Genomic DNA, 18,325 nt, shown 5'->3' with positions numbered 1-18,325 from the left:
CGTTTTCTCTAAAATTTACTGGTAGTTTGAGCAGCAGCAAAACTACCAGAATATTTTTACGATCTATTCCATCATTGCTTTTTAAATTTCACTCGACGATTTTTTACAAATTTGATAGGTGAAGTTTATTCATTCTATATACCAATTTATTTCATTTAATCTTTTTATGAAAACAGCGTAGTTTATGTTTTAAAGCAAAACTGTTTTTGATAAGGATATTTGATGAATGTTATTCATATTGTCAGGCAATTTTCACCTGCTATTGGTGGGTTAGAAAACTTTGTTTTACAGTTAGCAAAAGAGCAAAAAGCTTCGGGCTTAACAGTATCAATAATTACCTTAAATAAAATTTTTCATACCGAGCAAGCTTTAGCTGATATAGACAGTATTGCAGGTATAAAAGTTTGTCGTTTGGCTTATTTTGGCAGCTATAAATATGCTATTGCTTTATCTGTACTGAACCATATTAAAAGCGCAGATATTATTCATATCCATGGTGTTGATTTTTTTCTTGATTACTTAGCGAATAGCAAGATATTGCACAGAAAAAAACTCGTACTATCGACTCATGGTGGCATTTTTCATACGCCTTATGCCGCATCATTAAAAAAAGTGTATTTTCGCTTTATAACTAAATTCAGTTTGCGTAATGTTGATAAAGTTTTTGCATGTAGCGTTAATGATCATGCTATTTTTTCGTCGATCACAGCCAAGAGTAAATTAAAGCTAATTGAAAATGGTGTTGATACTGAAAAGTTTTCAATGGAAACCACGTCTGTTGCATCATCCTGTTCAGAAAAGAACACTAGCATTCAAAGCCAAAACCTGAACCACACTAAACCGCAAACGTTTATTTTTATAGGTAGATTTTCGGATAATAAGCGTATTGACTTACTTGTCCATTTTTTCAGTCAACTGATTAAATTTGATAGTAACTATCGATTAATTATTGCAGGTAAGGATTGGGATAATAATCAAAGTAAGCTTGAAGCTATGATTGAGCAACGTAATTTACAGCAGTATATTTCACTTATAATTGAGCCTAGTGAAGCCAAGTTAAATCAAACAATTAAGCATTCTCGTTATATTATCAGCGCATCAGAATTTGAAGGTTTTGGCATGACGATTATTGAGGGAATGTCGGGGGGACTGGTACCAATAACATCAAAAATTCCGAGTTTTGAAAAAATAGTACAAACAAGTCATCTAGGTTTGACTATCGATTTTGAATCTGAATCTTCATCTATATTGGTACATCAATATATTCAACAACTTGATTTTGAAAAAGCAGCTTTGTGTGCCAAGCGTTACGCAAAACAATATTCTTGGCGTCATGTCGCAGGCTATTTTACAGCAGAATACCATCAAGTGGTTGGGACTTATAGCCGTGATATTCAGGGAGTTGCTGTTGATACCCGTAATAGTGAGCAAGTAGTTAATTTTATCAGCGAACAATTTACTAAAGGAAAACAACACTTTATCGCTTTTGCTAATGCTCATACAGTGAACTTAGCTAATCAGGATGCAGATTATAAAAATACCTTAAATCAGTTTACCGTACTAAATGACGGCATAGGATTAGAAATGGCTAGTAAATTAAAGTACCAAAAAGGCTTCGTTGAAAACTTAAATGGTACTGATTTTACGCCAAAATTGTTGGCTAACATAGGGCAATCCCTTCGTATTTATTTATTAGGTGCGAAAGCTGAAACGGTTGAAAAATGTCTCGCTATTTGGCAAAACGCTTACCCGCAACATCACTTTGTTGGTTTTCATCATGGTTATGTTGCAACGGAAGCTGAACATCAAGATATTGTTAATGCAATAAAAAAAACTAAGGCTGATACGGTAATTGTTGCTATGGGAAACCCGCTACAAGAGCAATGGATTGCAAAGCATCTTGCTAATACTGAAGTGAAACTAGCTATAGGTGTTGGTGCGTTATTCGATTTTACAGTGGGCAATGTTAGTAGGGCTCCTAAATTGATGCGTAAATTTAAATTGGAATGGGTTTACCGTTTATGTTTAGAGCCAAGGAGAATGTGGAAACGTTATTTAATTGGTAATGCTATTTTTTTGTTTAATGCTTTAAAAAATTAAAGTGTGTATAAATTATGACTTATCTAATACAGCTTGATGATAAAACGAGAAATATACTTGTTTTATTTACTATTTTATGTGTTTTGTACAATTCAATTTTAGCGCTAACGAATAGCTTAATCAGCCCTATTTCTCGCGGTATTGTGATTTTAACGGAAGTGTTATTAGTTGCTAACATCGTTTTAATTTTACTTATAAATCAATTAAGAGCGATAGATAAATGGCCTTTACTGCTATTTATTGTTGCCTTATTTTCAGCAGGATTAACCTATTTAGCTAGCCATGTTCTATTCATTGATGCTATTCGTAATATTTTGATTATTACTGTCTTTACCATGGTTGGAGTTCGGTTAACAGAACAAAATATTCACCTATTAATGTTATTTGTCTCGCTTATTGTTGCTTTTATTTTAGCAATAGAAGTTATTGATATAAGCTGGTATGCAGCTATCTTTAATCCAGCGAGCTATTTTCAAAATACTCGTGGTATTGAAATTCAAGAGTTTAATGAAAGTGGGCTTTTTAATAATGCCTTAGGTTTCGAAGAAAGGTTTAGTTTTGGTATTTTTTCTGGCCCTAGAACATCATCTATTTTTTTAGAGCAAGTTTCATTAGCTAATTTTTCAACAGTTTTATCCTTGTATTTGTTATTGTTTTGGTCGGCTTTAAATAAGGGTAAAAGACTCTTTTTTATTGTCCTTATCTTAACTATTTGTCTATCAAATGAAACTCGAACTGGCAGTTTTTTGGCCTTGTTTTTTTTATTTGGTGCTGTTGGTTTTGTTTATTTTCCACGGTTTTCTAATGTATTAATTCCTTTTATTGCTCTAGTTTTTGGCTTTGCCATTGTGATATTTGGCGATGCAACAAACTACGGTGATAATTTAGTAGGGCGCTTACAATATGGTATGTCATTGTTTTTTGACTTGTCACTAGTCGATTATTTTGGTTTTGGACTCCATAAGTTAAATGACTTATGGGATAGCGGTTTTGGCTATTTAGTGGTTAGTTCAACGATTTTTGGGGCTATCGCTTTATTATTTTATATTGTTAATTTATTACCACAGCAGACACTACAAGCTAAGCAATGTGCGATTGCATTTAATAGTTATATTTTTTTAAATTTAATGATTGGTGGTAATGCTATTTATTCAATTAAAACGGCGGCTTTATTATGGATTATTGTCGGCTTTATTTATAAGCGAGAATTAGCAGCGCACCACCATATCAATAACATTGAACAATATGCTGGTGACAGGACATTGAAAAATGGTTATTTGCTTTCTTAATTTATTCTTTATAACTGCAGCGCGGAAAAAACGATGAAAAATAAAATATGCCTAATTAATGTTAAATATAGCGATAATCTCGGAGATGGCTTAATTTCTGAACGTATGGAAGCGGAATTAACTCGCTTGGCGTTTGATTATATTCATCTTGATCTTAGCGGGAAATCGCAATATAAGCGTAATATTGATGTGAATAAGGGAAGCTATAAATCGCGTTTTTTAGCTTGGCTAATGTCGTTTAATGAATTAGCTAAATATTTATTATTTTTACCTAATTATTTGGCCGGTAAAAAAATTGTCAAAAAGATTAAGGAACCAGAAAGTATTACCCATGTGATGATAGGTGGCGGTCACCTTTTTTCAGATACCGGAGGCTATTTTCCCGCACGATTGATTGCCATTTGTCGTTATCTTCAAAAACAAAATCCTAATATTTATTTTACTACTTATGGCATAGGTGTATCAGAGCATATGTCAAAATTTGGTATTTATGCATTTAACTATCTGATCAAGCATATCCAGATTTCACATTTTTTTGTCCGAGATGAGGTTTCTAAAAATAACCTTGAATGTTTATTTAACGTTCTTGCTGATGTGGTGTTAGATCCTGCGCTGATCACCGATAACCCGCCTTTTTCTGATAAAAATTCAGGCCAAAAAGTTGCGATTGGGATCATGAGTCCTTCTGTTTTAAAAGCTTATGGAGATGATTTATATCAACGTTACGACAAAGACTTTTATATTAATTTATTTTTGACTTTTAAAGCGTTGAACTATCACTGCTCCTTTTTTACTAATGGAGCTTTTAGCGATGAGTTATTTTTAAAAGAAATTTATCAAACCATAGGAGCCAAGTATCAAGATTGTTTTCAAGAACGCTTTGAATCTCCAACGGCTTTATGCGACTTTATTGAAAGTCAAACTCTGGTGTTAAGTCATCGTTTACACGCCAATATTATTGCTTTTAGTAAGGGCGTACCTTCCATCGGGTTTCCATGGGACTCTAAAGTTTCCTCGTTTTATTTGTTGTCAAAGCGAGCTGATTTCTTTATTGATTGTCAGCAATCGAATATAAATACGATTATTGAAAGAGCTCAGCTAGCAATACAAACCCCGGTGGCTAATGATGAGTTTTTACGCAAGGCTAAGCAACAATTTATGCAAGCTTTACAAAATGAAAATCCATTAATTGAAGCTGAACCAGAAAGCAAGGCTAAGATTTTTTCTCACTAATTACTGCGGTTAAATATTCCTGAGGAGGATTCATTATTAATAAAAATTCTCTATATGTTGTTGGTGAAAAAATCATTCAAATGGCGTTGCAGCTTTTGATTTTTATTACTTTAGCGCGGTATTTAGGTACTGAACAGTTTGGGTTGTTGTCTTATTGTTTTGCCATTAATAGTATTTTTATCTTTTTTAATACTTTTGGCTTAGAATCAATATTAGTAAAACGCATACATGATCATAAACATTTGGCTGAGGTTTATTTAGCGGATGTTTTACTTATTCGTGTGTTCACATCTTTAGTGTCAGTATTCGGCATTAACCTTGTTGGCTTATTACTGTTAGCACCTAATGAACATTTTTTTCTGTTTATTTTGTCGCTTTATCACCTGTTTTTACCCATAAAAGCCGTTGAAAATTATCTTCAGGCTCAACAACGAAGTTACATATATTCTAAGGTTGCTATTAGCGCTATTCTTTTAGGAACAGTTTTTCGCGCGCTAGGGCTATATTATCAAGCAGATGCTTTATGGTTTTATATTGCATACCTTGTTGATGCATTTGCTTTATTTATTTTAGTGCTGTGTCTGTTATATCGAGAGCGTATTGAGCTCAAATTTTCTTTAGATTATCAACGTATAAAATTATTCCTTCGAGAAGGGTACCCTTTGATGTTAGCGGGCGGGATTGCTTTTCTATATATGAAAGTTGACCAAATCATGTTAGGAAAAATTTCTGGTAATGATGCAGTTGCTATTTATGTTTCTGCAACAAAGCTGAGTGAAGCATGGTTTTTTATTGGATTTTCGCTAATTGCGGTGTATTTTCCTGTTTTTTTAGATCATAAGAAAAAATCGCGTAAACACTATCGTATCGCTTTAGTTAATTTTGGTAGTAAATTAATCTGGTTATCAATACTTTTAGCATTATTGGTGTCGATATTTTCAGATTTTATGATCACTTTATTGTTAGGTGAGGTTTATCTGGCAAGTGCTGATGTTTTGGCAATTACCATTTGGTGTGTACCGTTAACTTATATTGGGGCTATCACCGCAAAAATGTTTGTTGCGGATAATCAAAATACTCAAGTGTTTCACCGAAACCTTATTGGACTGGCGGTAAATATTGGACTTAATTTATGGTTAATTCCTGCCTATGGCGCGATTGGAGCTGCCTTAGCTTCATTAATAGCGCAATTTTTTGCTTATTATTTACTTAATTATATGAGAGCAAAATCAATTGGTAAAATCATCAATATGATGTTAACTCACCCTCCTTTTTCCCCATATAATAAAAAAGCAGAGAGGCAAGTCTAATGTTGATTTATTTGCAATATTTAAGAGGCTTTGCCGCTTTGATGGTGGTTTATTTCCATATTTCTATACAAGGAAATAGTTTATCAATGGACAGTATCATTTTACCTGAGTTTGGTGAGTTAGGAGTTGATCTCTTTTTTGTACTGAGTGGTTTTATCATGGTGTATATCACGGAGCAAAAAAATGTAACGGCTGTCACTTTTTTAAAAGAACGTTTTTTAAGAATTGCCCCTTTATATTGGTTACTTACTTTATTAGCCTCAACAGTAGCCTTGATATTGCCTGAATTATTAAAATCGACAGAATTTAACCTAGCACATTTTTTTCTGTCACTGACTTTTATTCCTGCGATTCATCCGATATTTAATCAACAAGTGTGGCCAGTTGTTATACCTGGTTGGACATTAAATTATGAAATGTATTTTTATTTGTTATTTTCGTTATCTTTATTGTGTTCAAAACAGAGCAAGGTCATCACGTTAACTGTGTTAATGACGTGTGTGTTTATTTTGGTGCGTTATTTCTATACCGAGGCTTTAGCTTTTACTTGGTTTTATGGTGATCTTATTGTTTATGAATTTATTTTTGGGGGGATGATAGGAGTATTAATCAATAAAGGGATTTATTCCCAACGTGCGGTTATCTCTTTTACGATTGTCATAATTAGTGTGGTTATGTTTTTAGCATTACCTCAAACTGATTTATCAAGGCTTTTCCATTTTGGCATACCAGCGGCTTTACTTATCTATGGGCTTGTTTCATTGAATTTAATTTGGCCGATTTATATTAATCAATGGTTGAAGTTATTAGGAGATAGTTCATATAGTTTGTATTTATCTCATGTTTTTGTCATCACTTTTGTACGCGTGTTATTAAGTAAGCTTTTACCTAATGATAGTGAGTTATTCGTGCCGCTATTTATAATTTTGTCTTTTAGTCTTTCTTTAGCAGTTGCTGTTTTTACTTATGCCTATATTGAAAAGCCGCTTGGACGATGGAGTAAACGCTTTTTATAACAAGATTAATTTGATCGAGGTTTTCTTTTATTTTACGGGTAAATATTTGGTGTACAGGAGATCCAAAAGGGAAGTTCTATCAGAAGATGGATGATTTTTTTTCATCATAACAGTTAAGTTATTTTCGTTTAATTTTTGATGAAAATCAGCGTAAGTTATTCACAAGGATTTGAAAATATATTGCTGTATATATTTCCAATAACTAAAGGTATTTAGTATTTTTGGGAGGTGTATTATGAGAGATGGATTCTTAAAAAATAACATAAATCAATTTTCTGTCATTTATCGTATTGTTGATTTTATTGTTATACAGTTAATACTGCTTTTTTCATGTTTTCTACATGATATTTTAATCTCGGAACGCTATTTCATTGTTAGCTTAGTTGCTAGTACTTGTTATTTCTTGATGTCTGAAGTAGTTCGTTTGTACCGTTCATGGCGTACCAGTAGTGTTTATCGTTTATTACTGTGTACCGTTATTTGCTGGGTGAGTGCTTCATTTGGCGTTGTCTTGTTTATTTTCTTTTCTAAAATAGGTATTGAATTTTCACGTATTACTATTGGTACTTGGTTTTTATTGTGTGGGCTGGCATTGATTGGCTGGCGTTTAATGTTTCGTTGGACTTTATTTTATTTTCGTAGACGTGGTTTTAATACCCGAACTGTTGCTGTTTTAGGTTTATCTGCCGATGGTCTTAGAGTCGCGGAACAAATTTTTGACAAGCCTGAAACGGGTATACGATTAATTGGTTTTTTTGATGATAGAAAACCTGATCGAATCAGTGAAAAATTTCATCATTTATTGTTAGGTAATGTAAAAGAAGGAGTGGAACGCGCTAAAAACGCTGAATTCGATATTATTTATATTGCTTTACCAATTGGTGATAAAGAACGGTTGTCAGTGATTCTAAAACAATTAGGGAATACGACAGTCGATGTTCATTTTGTTCCTGATTTCCTCATCTTTAATTTAATTAATTCACGTTTAGCTTATTTAGGTTCGATGCAAACCTTAAGCGTTTTTGAGTCACCATTAAGGGGACCATCAAACTTAATGAAACGTGTTGAAGATATTGTTATATCAATAGTGATTTTAACCATTATCTCCCCTTTACTCCTGCTGATCAGTATCCTCATCAAATTAGATTCTAAAGGCCCTGTCTTTTTTAAACAATCACGTTATGGCGAAGACGGTAAAGAGATCAAAGTGTACAAATTTCGTTCCATGAAGGTACTAGACGATGGTGCTGTTGTTAAACAAGCGACTAAAGGTGATAGCAGAATAACACGATTAGGTGCTTTTTTACGACGGACATCGTTAGATGAATTACCGCAATTTATTAATGTACTTCACGGATCTATGTCAATTGTTGGGCCTCGGCCTCATGCTGTTGCTCATAATGAGGAATATCGCACTAAAGTGGACTTTTACATGCTTCGTCACAAAATTAAACCAGGCATTACCGGCTGGGCACAAATTAATGGTTGGCGTGGTGAAACCGACACTATAGAAAAAATGGAAAAACGCATTGAGTTCGATTTGGAATATATGCGCAATTGGTCAATTTTATTAGATATTGAAATTATCTTTCTAACTATATTTAAAGGTTTTATTAATAAAAATGCCTATTAATTGCAAAATTCAATATTTCTATATGTTTATTCGTATTGGAGTCTTAATGTTAGCTGTCGCAGTGATGGACTCTGCTTTAGCTAATTTAAAAATGGGCGCTGTTGAGTTTGATAATGGGGTAAACCTTGTGCCTATGTTGTCATTTAGAAGCTTTTATGATGATAACTTACTATTGCAGAATACGGAGTTAACCAGCACTTTTGCTACTGTAATGTCTGCCCAACTATTAGCTCAATTGGATGATGGCGTTAATCGCTATCAGTTAACTGGCGAGCTTGATAAAGGCGATTATGCTAGTTCATCGGCGGATAATTATTTTGATCAACACATTTCGGGTGAAGCTATTTTGCAATTGTTTGAGCCCGCGTCTTTGCTTATTTCAGGCACTTATACAGCGGGACATGAACACAGAGGGCAAGGTTTAACACAAGGACATGCTTTAATTACAGAGCAGCCGCTGACTTTTCATCAGCAATTTATGTCATCTCAATTTAATTACGGTGATAAACAAAGCACAGGGAGATTGGTGTTTAACGTGAAAATGTTAATACATGAATATGATAGCCAACAATTTATGACAAGAAATTATGACATGATCTCCTATAGTACAGGATTTTATTATCAATCAGGAGCCGGCGGTGAACTAAGCGTAGAGCTATTAAAAAATGATAAGGTTTTCGCTAAAGACAATAGCAATAATTTATTGCGAGACAGTGTTAACTATCAATTGCTCACTGGTGTGCGTTGGAAATTAACTGGATTAAGCGCCGGCTACATTAAAGTAGGCTGGCAAAAAAAAGACTTTTTATCTGAACAAAGGCGTGATTTTGGCGGACTTTCTTGGACAGCACAACTTGATTATGAATTACGCTCATATAGCCGGCTTATTATTGAAACAAAGCGGCAAGCGCGTGATCCTAACTTAATTGGTGATTATATTAAAGAAAGTGTTTATATGGTTAAAGCCGAATATTCTTTTATCGATGATCTTAAAGCTGTGATTAAATTTGATCATACCCGTGAAAAGCTGACCGGTGATATATATCGACAAGACCAAAGAAATAGTAGTGACTTTTCATTGTGGTATTTGTTAAACCACCATATGGCGTTGAATATGAGTTTTGGTAATGTCCATCAACAATCATCAGATAGTCAATATCGTTATCAACAAAATGTTTTCAGTATCAATATTAAGGTAGGAGTGAACTAATGAAATACCTTGTAATCATCCTTTTATTCATGAGCTTGTTAGGTTTAAAAGCTCACGCTCAGCAAGCCTATAAATTTGGTGCAGGTGATGAAATTGAAATTGTTGTTTTTGGCCAACCAGATTTACATCTTAAAACATTGTTATCAATAGATGGCAATATAAATTATCGCTTTGTTGGCGCAATAAAAGCCGTTGGCTTAACTAAAAAACAACTTGAAGATATGATTTATCAAGGTCTCAAAGGTGATTATTTAGTTAACCCTACAGTTTCAGTCAGTATTGTGAAGTATCGTAATATTTATGTGCATGGTGAGGTGAAAAAACCGGGCGGTTACCCTTACGAACCAGGACTTAATATTAATAAAGCCATTTCATTGGCTGGAGGATTCACGGAAAGGGCAGCTAAAGATAAATTGTATTTAGTAGCTGAAACGGATGTTGAGGCTAACAAAAAAATGGTGAACTTATCGTCAAGTATTACACCAGGAGATACGTTATACATTGAAAAGCGTTTTTTTTAGTTGATGGAAAAAGGATCTCCCTATGAGTGATATGAATAAACGGATAAACGCTCCTTTAATAGCGGCAACATTGCAGAATCAACCTCTTGATTTATATCAATACGTGCTGGTATTAAAGCGGTATCGGTTTGCTATTTTGTTTTTTGCTTTATTGATAGCTTTTATTGCAGCAATATCTCTAGCTAAATCTCCCCCCATTTTTAAGGCTACGGCAACATTATTAATTGAAGCGCAAACGGCTAAAGCGGTTTCAATTGAAGATGTTTATGGTTTGAACACCACTCAAAAAGAATATTTTTTGACACAATTTGAAATATTAAAGTCGAAAAGTTTATCGGAGCAAGTAATCCAAAAATTAGGCTTGATGAATCACAAAGAATTTGTGGTAAACCCAGATAAGGCGAGTTTTACAACTTTGCTTAAAACAAGGTTAGGTCTAGTAAAAAATGAGCTGATGAGTGATGAACTCAAAGCTAATATTAAAAAGCAAAGTGTTCTAAATAACTTTTCTAGCAGGTTAAATGTAACACCGATAAAAAAAACACAATTAGTGAATATTAGTTTTGAATCCAAAGACCCTAAATTGGCAGCGTTAGTGGCCAATACCATTGGCGAGGAGTATATAAAAAATTATATTATTGATAAAAATGATCGGACTAGAAAAGCGGGGTTTTGGCTGTTCGAGCGGATCACTGAACTTGAAGAAAACCTAAGGGAATCTGAAAGTAAGCTACAAGATTTTACTCAAAATAATAATTTAACAGTCGTTGATGGAGTGAATGCTTTAACTGGTCAGCGTTTAAAAGCATTACAAGTACAATTAGTACAAGAAGAAAAAGTGTTAAGTGAAGCGCAAAGTATTTATGACATTGTGAAAAAGCCGAGTAGCAATAGTTTATCTGTATTGGAAGCACTTAATATGGTAACAAGCAATCGTACGATCCAAGATTTAAAGCGGGATCAAAGTAATGTTGAATTAAAACTTTCTGAACTTAGTGAAGTTTATGGGCCTAAACACCCTAAAATTATTTCAGCTTACGCGGAGCTCGCCTCAATTGAAGGTCGTGTTGCAAATGAAATACATAAACTGTCTCAAAACTCTGGTAAATTAGTGACTGCATCTAAAAGCCGTATTGAAGATATAAATGAAAAAATAGCATCAACCAGAAATGTGCATTTAAGTAATGAACAACTTGATAATGGGTATCGCCGATTAGCGCGAGAGGTGAGCACTAATAGAAAGTTATACGACACTTTTTTAGAACGAGCAAAGGAGACTTCGATCACAGCTGATTTTGAATCAGCACATGCTAAATTTACGGATCATGCTACTGTACCGATTCAGCCAAGTAAACCTAAAAAGGTAATGATTTTGGCGTTAGTTTTTATGTCATCTTTAGCCATTGGCGCAATCGTTGCTTTTATTTTTGATGCTAATAATGATCGCTTTAAAACTACAGAAGATGTGGAGTATAAACTGGGCCAACGGTTATTAGGATTAATACCGCAAATAGATAAAAAAGCTAAACAACCTTTTTCGTTATACAGTTTTTACGATAGTCATCATCACTGTTTTTCTGAAGCGTTACGGACATTGAGAACTAACTTTTCATTAACTTATATAGATAAAGTAGCAAAGGTTGTTAGCGTCACCTCTGCTCAGCCAAATGAAGGGAAAACCACTACCGCAATTAATTTATCTTTTGCTATGGCTCATATGGAAAAAGTATTACTTATAGATGCTGATATGAGACGGCCGTCCATCGATAAAAACTTTGATTTACCACCTTATACTCATGGTTTATCAAATATTTTGGCGCAAACAGACGGTTTTACAGAATGTGTATTTACTGATAATAAGTCAGGAATTGATATATTAACCGCAGGTACTATGTTACCAAATCCATTAGAGGCGTTATCATCAGATCGCTTTGCTGAATTAATAAACCAGTTAACTTCACAATACGATCGCATAATTATTGACACACCACCTTCTTTAGCTGTTAGTGATGCCTTAGTTATTTCTCAAGTTTCCAACTTAACCTTTTATGTTATTGGTGCGGATAAAACAGCGCGTAAATTGGCTCAACAGGGGCTTGATAAACTTTTGTCTGTTAATGCCAATATTGCAGGTGTTGTGTTGAATAAAGTGGATATGAGTAAAAAAGACAACTATCAAGGTTATCAAGGTTATTATGATCAATATGGTTATGCATAAATATAATTGTAATATACTGATATGATTGATATTCATTGTCATTATTTACCTGGGATTGATGATGGCCCAGCAGATATGGGTGAGTCGATAGCCTTGCTTGAATTAGCAAATAACAACGGTATTACCGAGGTTATATTAACACCGCATATACATTTAGGTATTTTTGATAATAATATGGAACGTTTGTTACACGCTTTTAATATATTCTCAGAGAAGGTAACAGCGTACTCTATTCCAATCAAGCTACATTTAGGGGCAGAAGTAAGAGTTAGTCCTGATATAATGCCATTAGTAGAGAAGAGGTTATTACCTTTTATTGGTTGTTGGCACGGGAATGACGTATTGTTGCTTGAAATGCCTCATAGCCATGTACCTAAAGGAATTGATAATTTAATTCTGTGGTTGGCTAAACATAATATCATTACAGTTATTGCACACCCTGAACGTAATCGTGAATTACAACAGAACCCTAATTTATTAAATACATTGCTACAAAACGGTTGCCTTTTTCAGTTAACCGCTAGCTCTTTATTAGGTCATTTTGGCGATGCCGCTAGATTATTTGCACATAAACTCTTAGAAAAAAAAGTTTTCCAGTTTATGGCAAGTGACGCACACAGCGTAAAAAGAAGGCCTCCATTACTGAACGAAGCTGCTATATTAGCTTGCTCAGTCACTAATGATAGCTATGTAGAAGATTTAGTTTTAAATAATCCTAAGCAGCTAATTACTCTGATTAATTAAACCGTTAACCTTATTCTATTGAACCTCAAAATTCACCTTGCTTAATAAGCGTTTTTTTCTTACCATAGCGCCGCTTTATATTACGAACCGTAGATTTCTAAGTAATAAAGCACTATGGTGAGCTGGCTGAGTGGCTGAAGGCGCACGCCTGGAAAGTGTGTTTAGGTTAATCCCTAACGAGAGTTCGAATCTCTCGCTCACCGCCATATTAAAATAAAGCTGAGTATCTGTAAGGGTACTCAGCTTTATTGCTTTCTCAAGCGTTAAATTTCTATAGCCATGCTTGTTAATTGTTATTTTTGATAAGATTTAATTAAAAACTGGTTTTTAAAACCTAAACTATCATATAACGGTTTACCTGCTGCTGATGCTTGTAAAACAATGTGTGATCCTTGCCATTCATAACTTTTGTTTATTAAAGCTTTCATTAACATACGAGCGTAGCCTTTCCCTTGCATGTTTGGGTGAACGGCGACTTGATGGATGCCAATAATATTGTCTGTTTTAAACAAGAGTGCAGTCGCAACCGGCACATTATTATCATAAGCGAGTAATATTTGGCTATCTTGCTCAGCCATTAACTTTTCAAAGACAAGTTGTTCAATCGCATAACCAAAAGCTTTACTGGCAATATTAAGCCATAAGGCTAACTCTGTTACTGTTGTTAGTTTTTTAACGTTAAAGTTTGTTGGTGCTGAATGGTAGTTTACTAATTCAGCCGTTGTTTGTTGATTTAAGGGTAAAAACATTGCCGTTTGTTCGAGTATACAGCGCCAGTTATTGCTACTTAATTCCCGCTCAATTTTGTGTTGTTCGGCTAGTGTTTGTTTTGTCTTTACAGAAAAGTTCGGCCAAACCGGATAAATGGTTGATGGAGGCAAAGACACAAGTGCTAACGTATTTTGCCGTAGGTAAGGTTCATCAAACCAACAACGGTACGGCCAATGGGGGTTGATATGTAATAAGCTACTTTGGCGTTCATTTTGTGTTGTTTTTAATTTAAGGGTCCGTGTACCGTATTTTTTCCATAAATGTGTAAGGTTATCAATATTGGCTTGATTTATTAACATTTCAGGCTCTCCAATTAATTAATACAACACCAATAATCAGTAGTATGGCGCCGATTGTTTTAATACTATCAATTGATTTTATTGGTAAGTTAAACCAACCAAAGTGGCTTGCTAAAAGTGCGATTAACAGTTGTCCTGTTAAAGCATAAGACATCATGTTACCTGCGCCCATTTTAGGAATTAAAACATAAAACATAGCAACACCGAATGCGCTTAAAATGCCACCACACCATAAATATGCCGGCACAGATTTTAGTTCTGCAATATTCGGGTATTGTGTTGTAGTGAGTAACAATGCAATGACGGTGATCATAAAACTCAATAAAAAGGCGATACAAGTTGCCAGTATTGAGTTTTTAAGTACAACACCAAGTTGAGCGTTCATGGTAGCTTGTATTGCAATAGCAGCCCCCGCCGCTATTGCAAAAAGCGCTAAAATACTCATGTTAAATTGTCATCACAAATTCATCGTAATCAAATCTTACTTTAGGCGTGAAGGCTTGAACATCATCTTGATGACGATAACCAATAGGACAGATGGCAGTTGTGGTTAAGCTGTGTTTTTTTAATGCCAGTATTTGGTCATAGCCTGCCGGGTCAAAACCTGTCATTGGACAGCTGTCTATCTTCATTGCCGCGGCGCAGGTTAAAAAGTTGCCGAGTGCGATATAGGCTTGTTGGTGCGCCCATTCCTGTTTTTGATAATCACTTTTTTGTTTAAGTGCCGACTTCATGTGCATTGCAAAGTTATTGAGTTGCTCAGGCGTTTTATTGGTAATTTGTGCATGTTTGTCAATATAACGATCAACGGTACTATCACCAATTTGGCGATGTGCAGCAAATACGATTAAATGTGAACTTTGTGCGACTTTATCTTGGCCGTAGGAGTAGGGTACTAATTGTGCTCTGGTCGTTGGTGATTCAACCACAATGACTTTATAGGGTTGTAAACCATAAGATGATGCGCTTAAACGTGTGGATTCAAGCAGTGTTTTTAGTTGGTGTGCTGGAACTTTTTGTTGGGAAAATTGCTTAACAGCATATCGCCATTGTAATGCAGGTAATAAGGTCATGTTATTTACTCTTTATTTTGTTAATTAATACAAACTGAGCAAGTGCTCTTTACTCACTCGGAATGACCATTTTAAAGAGCAGTGTTTTAACATTCATTTACATAGGTTGATGAATTAAAGTTTTTTTCTAATGCGACTTAACTGTGTTGGGGTAATACCAAGGTGCGCGGCAATTTGATACTGCGGTAAGCGATCAATAAGGGTGGGATATTGCTTAACAAAGTGTAAATATCGTGCAGTGGCGTCGTCTTGTGCCATTTGAATTTCACGGGCGTCTTTTGCTAGCAGCCAATTTTTTTCTAAATAATAAATTTGAAAAAGCTTAAGCTCATCATTTTTTATCATTAACTGACGGTAAGCTTTAAAGTCAATTTCAACGAGGATCGAATCTTCTAAAGTTTCACAGGCAAGTTTAGTAGGTGTTGATGTTAATAAAGCAGTCATAGCACCGGGAAACATGCCTTCATCAAAAAACATTTTATTATATTCATTTCCTTTTTCATCGCAGGAAAAACACCTGACTAAGCCTTGGTAAATAAAAGCATATGAGGTTGGTATAGTATTAAGTGCATAAAGCATCGTTTGTTTGCTGAGCGACTTAACTTGACAAAATGCTTTAAAATCATGCCATGTATCATCACTAATAGGCGCATAAGAAGTTAGTGTTGCTCTTAACGCTTTAAAGGCTGCGGATTTATCTGACATATAAAAAGAAATTTTCTAACAATAAATCAATAATATAGCGCCGTATTAAAAAATTTACCATTAGATAAATTTTTTTGGGTTAATTGATGCTTTGAAATATATAAACCAAAAACAATTCGTACCAATAAGTTATCTGTATCAAGTTGAAAATAATTTCAATTCAGTGCTTAGCTCGATCACTATCTCACCTAATATTTACTCTTATAATTAGTAAACATAATTTCGGATATATTCAAAATCTGGTTTTGTTTTTATACTTTTAATGACTCCTCTTTGTTATTTCAATGACAATTTTTGCTTGCCCTGACACCGCATTAACAATTAAAGCTTTACTTAAATATATATCTGTATTTTTAACATTATGATTTTATTGTCTTTATTTTTCCGTCTTTCATTATTTGTTTGTTTTTTGAATAAAGCGGTTGACGTTATAAAGTCAACTGTGGGATTATGCCTTAGTAGTGAGCAAAAGCTCTTTTGTTTAATTTTGCTCAGTGTGAGGTCTAATGGTTGTTGTTCGTTATCAAAGTATTGTTATAACAATGTTTCGATCGTATTCGAATTTGATGCCTTTAGTCTTTACTTAATCACTTTGTAAAAACACAAAAAAATTATAAAAAAACCATAAAAAAACTATGAGAAATAAGGGCTTACTATGTTGATAAATATGCAAAAAAATCTAGTTTCATCAAAAGCAAATAAGGGGGAGAGTATGTCGAATTCAAAAAGTCGTAATATCTGTAAGAATTCTCGAACAACATCTAAATTCGCTAAGTTAGGGATACTTGCTGCCGCTGTAATGGCTGCATCAACGTCGGCACATACACAAGCAGCTGAATTTCTAGATGGCTTGGCCGAAGTTAATTTTCTAGCGCTGCAAAATTACCAAGCTATTCAAGCAAAAGATGGTGCGTTTCGTCCGGTAGATGAGGAGCAGTCTTCTGGTTTTGGCCGTCTAAGAGTTAATTTGCAATTTAAGTTTCATATTACTGAACATATTACAGCTGATGTTGATATTGCCGAAGAGCCAAATGATTTTGGTAATAATGGCGACCGTGATTTTTCATTTCACCAAGATTTTGCCGGCATTGAATTTGAACTGCTGGGTCTTTCGGGTCGTGCCCGAGACAATGCAGATTTAACACTTCGTCTTGGCAATATTGGCGCAGCTCCTTTTCAATTCAAGGGTTTTCAAGATGGTGCAGACAACCAAGGTAATGCCCTGATTGGTAACGGTATAACTGATTATGCAACTGCGGAAAACGGCGCCCAATTAAGTTATAGCGAATCATTTGATAGCGGTGCAATTCGTAGCTTTAATATTGCGGGTCATATGACTACTTCAAGTTTTGGAGAGGCTTTTCAAGAGGACCGAGGCTTTAACTATCGGCTTCAAGGTACGGTTGAATTTGCTGGTGGTTTTAAAGCCGGTTTAAATTTTTTCCAAGCAAATCAGGGGGATCAATTACGTTTTGAAGATGGCGTTGCTAGCCTTGCAGGAGTAACAACGACCAATTATCGCTTTGGTGATGGAGAGAATTATAACTTTTCTGCTTCTCCCTCTAGTGAACGTGATACTCATGTAGGTGCTATGCCGGGGCTAGATCAGTCAATTATGCAACTTAACTTAGCGTATCAACCAACACCTGAAACGAGTGTTATTTTCATGATTGGTAAATCTAGTGATGATTATACTTTTGCTGATACTGCCGGTAATGCGGTGGCTGGAATTACCTATTTTGGCGTTGATGGTGTTGCCGATGCTGATGGCACTACCTTTGATTCTGTTAGTGTAATTAAAGGTGAGTCGTCAGTGGAATATTTCACTTTAGAAGCACAGCAGTACATTGTGCCAAATAAATTTTATGTCGCAGCTCGTTATTCTGAAGCTGAAAACACTTCTAAACTTATCGAACAAATCGACAATAAAGTTGAACGACTACAAGTAGCTGCAGGTTACTGGTTTAACGATAAAACCTTGTTGAAATTTGAATATGTTAACCAAGAAGAAGGTGTTAACTCAGGTGGCCAAATTGGTGCTGGTTTTGACGGTTTTACGTCTGAAATATCAGTCAAGTTTTAGGCTAGAGGCCGAAATCTCTCGGCTTATTTAGCCTAGCCGACCTAGTCAAATAAAAAGGTAGGTCGGTTTTTTCTACTACTATAAGAATAACCTTATTTAACACGGTTAAGTAAGAAATTC

Annotated in this window: 15 protein-coding genes and 1 tRNA gene; 12 read left to right on the top strand and 4 right to left on the bottom strand. The window is 34.8% G+C overall.

The genetic code is table 11. The features are described 5' to 3' along the window. The first annotated feature begins 222 nt into the window (after positions 1–222). The 11 genes from ACSLUO_RS10770 (at position 223) to ACSLUO_RS10720 (ending at position 13,480) form a co-directional block, all read left to right on the top strand. Positions 223–2,100, top strand: a complete 1,878-nt coding sequence (locus tag ACSLUO_RS10770) for a WecB/TagA/CpsF family glycosyltransferase (protein ID WP_448248540.1) — start codon at positions 223–225, stop codon at positions 2,098–2,100. 14 nt (positions 2,101–2,114) lie between these two features. Continuing rightward, the gene (locus ACSLUO_RS10765) at positions 2,115–3,389 is read left to right on the top strand and encodes a hypothetical protein (RefSeq protein WP_448248539.1); all 1,275 of its coding nucleotides are present in this window, start codon (positions 2,115–2,117) and stop codon (positions 3,387–3,389) included. A 33-nt stretch (positions 3,390–3,422) separates the two neighbouring features. Then, a complete protein-coding gene (locus ACSLUO_RS10760) occupies positions 3,423–4,622 on the top strand; it encodes a polysaccharide pyruvyl transferase family protein (protein ID WP_448248538.1) in 1,200 nt (399 codons plus the stop codon). A 32-nt stretch (positions 4,623–4,654) separates the two neighbouring features. Beyond that, positions 4,655–5,932: a flippase gene (locus ACSLUO_RS10755; RefSeq protein ID WP_448248651.1), complete on the top strand. Its 1,278-nt coding sequence runs from the start codon at positions 4,655–4,657 to the stop codon at positions 5,930–5,932. Beyond that, the gene (locus tag ACSLUO_RS10750; protein WP_448248537.1) at positions 5,932–6,948 is read left to right on the top strand and encodes an acyltransferase family protein; all 1,017 of its coding nucleotides are present in this window, start codon (positions 5,932–5,934) and stop codon (positions 6,946–6,948) included. The genes ACSLUO_RS10755 and ACSLUO_RS10750 overlap by 1 nt, the downstream gene beginning before the upstream one ends. A gap of 235 nt (positions 6,949–7,183) precedes the next feature. Continuing rightward, positions 7,184–8,581: an undecaprenyl-phosphate glucose phosphotransferase gene (locus ACSLUO_RS10745; protein WP_448248536.1), complete on the top strand. Its 1,398-nt coding sequence runs from the start codon at positions 7,184–7,186 to the stop codon at positions 8,579–8,581. 46 nt (positions 8,582–8,627) lie between these two features. Beyond that, positions 8,628–9,791: an outer membrane beta-barrel protein gene (locus ACSLUO_RS10740; RefSeq protein WP_448248535.1), complete on the top strand. Its 1,164-nt coding sequence runs from the start codon at positions 8,628–8,630 to the stop codon at positions 9,789–9,791. Then, the gene (locus ACSLUO_RS10735; RefSeq protein WP_448248534.1) at positions 9,791–10,312 is read left to right on the top strand and encodes a polysaccharide biosynthesis/export family protein; all 522 of its coding nucleotides are present in this window, start codon (positions 9,791–9,793) and stop codon (positions 10,310–10,312) included. The genes ACSLUO_RS10740 and ACSLUO_RS10735 overlap by 1 nt, the downstream gene beginning before the upstream one ends. 22 nt (positions 10,313–10,334) lie before the next feature. Next, positions 10,335–12,530, top strand: coding sequence for a GumC family protein (locus tag ACSLUO_RS10730; protein WP_448248533.1), 2,196 nt, complete (start codon positions 10,335–10,337; stop codon positions 12,528–12,530). 21 nt (positions 12,531–12,551) lie between these two features. Further along, on the top strand, positions 12,552–13,274 hold the full coding sequence (locus tag ACSLUO_RS10725; protein ID WP_448248532.1) for a tyrosine-protein phosphatase: 723 nt from the start codon (positions 12,552–12,554) through the stop codon (positions 13,272–13,274). Between the two features lie 116 nt (positions 13,275–13,390). Further along, positions 13,391–13,480, top strand: a tRNA-Ser gene (locus tag ACSLUO_RS10720). Positions 13,481–13,567: 87 nt separating this feature from the next. Here ACSLUO_RS10720 and ACSLUO_RS10715 read toward each other — a convergent pair. The 4 genes from ACSLUO_RS10715 to ACSLUO_RS10700 all read right to left on the bottom strand — a co-directional run bounded on the left by ACSLUO_RS10715 (position 13,568) and on the right by ACSLUO_RS10700 (position 16,122). Then, entirely contained in the window at positions 13,568–14,344 is a 777-nt protein-coding gene (locus ACSLUO_RS10715; protein ID WP_448248531.1) for a GNAT family N-acetyltransferase, read from the bottom strand. 1 nt (position 14,345) lies between these two features. Further along, complete coding sequence (locus ACSLUO_RS10710; RefSeq protein WP_448248530.1) at positions 14,346–14,789, bottom strand: DMT family transporter; 444 nt, start codon at positions 14,787–14,789, stop codon at positions 14,346–14,348. 1 nt (position 14,790) lies between these two features. Further along, positions 14,791–15,417, bottom strand: coding sequence for an NAD(P)H-dependent oxidoreductase (locus ACSLUO_RS10705; RefSeq protein ID WP_448248529.1), 627 nt, complete (start codon positions 15,415–15,417; stop codon positions 14,791–14,793). A 114-nt stretch (positions 15,418–15,531) separates the two neighbouring features. Continuing rightward, complete coding sequence (locus ACSLUO_RS10700; RefSeq protein WP_448248528.1) at positions 15,532–16,122, bottom strand: Crp/Fnr family transcriptional regulator; 591 nt, start codon at positions 16,120–16,122, stop codon at positions 15,532–15,534. 799 nt (positions 16,123–16,921) lie between these two features. Between ACSLUO_RS10700 and ACSLUO_RS10695 the strand changes: the two genes are divergently transcribed. After that, positions 16,922–18,205 (top strand): hypothetical protein, encoded by a 1,284-nt coding sequence (locus tag ACSLUO_RS10695; RefSeq protein ID WP_448248650.1) that lies wholly within the window; start codon positions 16,922–16,924, stop codon positions 18,203–18,205. Positions 18,206–18,325 lie beyond the last annotated feature (120 nt).

Source organism: Thalassotalea agariperforans, assembly GCF_053470345.1.
This window is presented reverse-complemented; position numbering and strand designations above follow the sequence as displayed.

Excerpts from the sequence above, each read along its gene's own strand:
- ACSLUO_RS10760 (WP_448248538.1), top strand. The coding sequence starts at position 3,423 with ATGAAAAATAAAATATGCCTAATTAATGTTAAATATAGCGATAATCTC.
- ACSLUO_RS10725 (WP_448248532.1), top strand. The coding sequence starts at position 12,552 with ATGATTGATATTCATTGTCATTATTTACCTGGGATTGATGATGGCCCA.
- ACSLUO_RS10710 (WP_448248530.1), bottom strand. The coding sequence starts at position 14,789 with ATGAGTATTTTAGCGCTTTTTGCAATAGCGGCGGGGGCTGCTATTGCA.
- ACSLUO_RS10770 (WP_448248540.1), top strand. The coding sequence starts at position 223 with ATGAATGTTATTCATATTGTCAGGCAATTTTCACCTGCTATTGGTGGG.
- ACSLUO_RS10740 (WP_448248535.1), top strand. The coding sequence starts at position 8,628 with ATGTTAGCTGTCGCAGTGATGGACTCTGCTTTAGCTAATTTAAAAATG.
- ACSLUO_RS10765 (WP_448248539.1), top strand. The coding sequence starts at position 2,115 with ATGACTTATCTAATACAGCTTGATGATAAAACGAGAAATATACTTGTT.
- ACSLUO_RS10730 (WP_448248533.1), top strand. The coding sequence starts at position 10,335 with ATGAGTGATATGAATAAACGGATAAACGCTCCTTTAATAGCGGCAACA.
- ACSLUO_RS10705 (WP_448248529.1), bottom strand. The coding sequence starts at position 15,417 with ATGACCTTATTACCTGCATTACAATGGCGATATGCTGTTAAGCAATTT.
- ACSLUO_RS10700 (WP_448248528.1), bottom strand. The coding sequence starts at position 16,122 with ATGTCAGATAAATCCGCAGCCTTTAAAGCGTTAAGAGCAACACTAACT.
- ACSLUO_RS10750 (WP_448248537.1), top strand. The coding sequence starts at position 5,932 with ATGTTGATTTATTTGCAATATTTAAGAGGCTTTGCCGCTTTGATGGTG.
- ACSLUO_RS10695 (WP_448248650.1), top strand. The coding sequence starts at position 16,922 with ATGGCTGCATCAACGTCGGCACATACACAAGCAGCTGAATTTCTAGAT.
- ACSLUO_RS10735 (WP_448248534.1), top strand. The coding sequence starts at position 9,791 with ATGAAATACCTTGTAATCATCCTTTTATTCATGAGCTTGTTAGGTTTA.
- ACSLUO_RS10715 (WP_448248531.1), bottom strand. The coding sequence starts at position 14,344 with ATGTTAATAAATCAAGCCAATATTGATAACCTTACACATTTATGGAAA.
- ACSLUO_RS10745 (WP_448248536.1), top strand. The coding sequence starts at position 7,184 with ATGAGAGATGGATTCTTAAAAAATAACATAAATCAATTTTCTGTCATT.